The sequence below is a fragment of the Streptomyces sp. NPDC001410 genome (assembly GCF_042895235.1).
Classification (GTDB): domain Bacteria; phylum Actinomycetota; class Actinomycetes; order Streptomycetales; family Streptomycetaceae; genus Streptomyces.
In genome coordinates, this window is the sequence record NZ_JBIAWE010000053.1 from 1 (window position 1) to 2,291 (window position 2,291).

Annotated in this window: 2 protein-coding genes; both read right to left on the minus strand. The window is 69.8% G+C overall.

Annotated elements, in window-relative coordinates; genetic code table 11:
* Positions 1–76: 76 nt before the first annotated feature.
* On the minus strand, positions 77–931 hold the full coding sequence (istB, locus tag ACFY3C_RS45700) for an IS21-like element helper ATPase IstB (protein ID WP_390775184.1): 855 nt from the start codon (positions 929–931) through the stop codon (positions 77–79).
* A complete protein-coding gene (istA, locus tag ACFY3C_RS45705; protein ID WP_390775185.1) occupies positions 931–2,187 on the minus strand; it encodes an IS21 family transposase in 1,257 nt (418 codons plus the stop codon). Before istA ends, istB begins: the two co-directional genes overlap by 1 nt.
* Between the last annotated feature and the right edge of the window lie 104 nt (positions 2,188–2,291).

The following is a 2,291-nucleotide window of genomic DNA, read 5'->3' on the forward strand; positions in this document are numbered from 1 at the left end:
CTGTCGGCGTCGGCTGAACTCGGACCCGCTTTGGGCGGTTGAAATGTGACCCGGTTGGTGGTCGGTGGGTGGTGGTTCAGTCGTTGTCGGGTGTGTCGGTGGGGACGCGTCCGAGTTCGCGTCCTCGCATGCGGTAGGAGTCGCCCTTGAGGGAGTGGACCTCGGCGTGGTGGACCAGGCGGTCGATCATGGCGGCGGCAACGGTCTCGTCGCCGAAGACCTCTCCCCAGCGTCCGAAGGGCTTGTTGCTGGTGACGATCACGGACGCGCGTTCGTATCTGTTCGAGATGAGCTGGAAGAACAGGTTCGCGGCCTCCGCTTCGAAGGGGATGTAGCCGACCTCGTCGACCACGATCAGCGGGTAGCGGCCGAGTCGGGTGAGCTCGGCCGACAGGCGGCCGGCCTCGTGGGCGGCGGCGAGCTTGTCGACCCACTCGGCGGCGGTGGCGAAGGCGACGCGGTGTCCGGCCTGGCATGCTCGCACTGCCAGGCCGATCGCCAGGTGCGTCTTGCCGGTGCCGGGCGGGCCCAGGAAGACGACGTTCTCTTTGCCTGCGATGAAGTCCAACGTGCCCAGATGCGCGAGCTGTTGGCGCGTCATGCCGCGCAGATGGGTGACGTCGAGCTCCTCGATCGTCTTGATCGCGGGGAAACGGGCGGCCCGTACTCGTGCCTCGCCGCCGTGCGATTCACGGGCGGAGACCTCGCGCTGGAGGCAGGCGACCAGGTACTCCGTGTGGGTCCAGGACTCCTTGTGGGCCCGTTCGGCGAGCCGGTCGGCGGCGGCGAGAAGGGCTGGTGCCTTCATCGCCCGGGCCAGGAAGGCCAGGTCGGAGGCGGTCTGCTGGCCGGTCCTGCGGCTCGTGACCGCGCCGGCAGTGGGTGCGGGTGCGGGTGCGTCACCGTCGACGGTGGTGGGGGTGCGGGGCATCAGCCGGCCTCCTTGCCTTCGCCGCCGTCGATGACGGTGAACAGGCGGTCGTAGGAGCCCAGCTCGCGTTGCTCGACCTCGATGAGCGGGCCGGAGGCGGAGCCGACGGCGTGGATCTGTCCGGTGGGCCGGCGGCGTGCTTCCTGGCGCATCGCGTGTCCGGCCTCGGCGTGCTCGGGGTCGGTCAGGGTCTGGTGGCGGGCCCAGCAGCGGGCATGCTGGGCGACGATCTCGCCGCCGGAGGTGAGCACGATGACCTGCTCGTTGTCGGTCAGCACGGTGACCTGGTGGCCGATCGCGGCGGGGGCGACGGAGTAGTCGCAGGTCTCGACGCGGACATAGTGGTCCCGGCCCAGCCGGGTCGAAAACCGCCACCAGGTCGGCGGGTCGACCGCGGGCAGGGTGAGCATCTGGGCCCGGTCCGCTTCCCACCGGTCGGCCGGACGGGCCCCGAGGGTGCGGTGGACACGCCGGTTGGCGACCTTCAGCCATGCCGCGAGCTGGGTGTTGAAGTCGTCCGGTCCGCTGAAGTGCCGTCCGGGTAGGAACGAGGTCTCCAGATAGCCGTTGGCCCGTTCCACCAGTCCCTTCGCCTCCGGATCCCTCGGGCGGCACAAGTAGATCTTGGTGGCGAGCAGGCCCGCGAACGCGGCGAACTCGGATGTCGGGCGGCCGCGGCCGACGCCGGCCTCGTTGTCCCAGACCAGCGTCTTGGGGACGGCGCCCCATTCGGTCAGCAGCCGCCAGTGTCCGTCGATCAGGTCGCCGGTCCGGCGGGAGGGCAGCATCCGGGCGGCGATCACGCGGGAGTAGCCGGACACCATGACCAGGACCGGCGGGCGTCCGCTCTGCCCATAGCCGAGGGGGATGTCCGCGTCGGGGAACCACAGGTCGCACTGGGCCAGCTCGCCGGGCCGATAGACCGTGCGGGAGACCGGGTCGACCGGGACATAGGCCGGCCGCAGTTCCCGGATCCGGTCCTTCAGGATCGTCATGCCCCGTTCCCAGCCGATCCGCTCGGCGATCACCGTCGCGGGCATCGTCGGGGTCTCCCGCAGCAGTTCCCGGATCTGCACCTCGACCGCGTCGACGGCCGAGCCCTTGGCCGGCCGCCGGTACTGCGGCGGCCGGTCGCTGGCCAGGGCCCGTTTGACGGTGTTCTTCGAGATGCCCAGATGCCGTGCGATTGCCCTGATCGGCATCTGCTCGGCCCGGTGCAGCCGGCGGATCTCTGCCCAGTCCTCCACGAGGATCACCTTCCCTCCTGACCTTGATCACCAAGGTCAGAGTCAGACGAAGATCACCAAGTGGGTCACTTTTGATCCGCCGTCAGAGGGTCAGCGTTCGGCCGTCGTCGAGA

Excerpts from the sequence above, each read along its gene's own strand:
- istB (WP_390775184.1), bottom strand. The coding sequence starts at position 931 with ATGCCCCGCACCCCCACCACCGTCGACGGTGACGCACCCGCACCCGCA.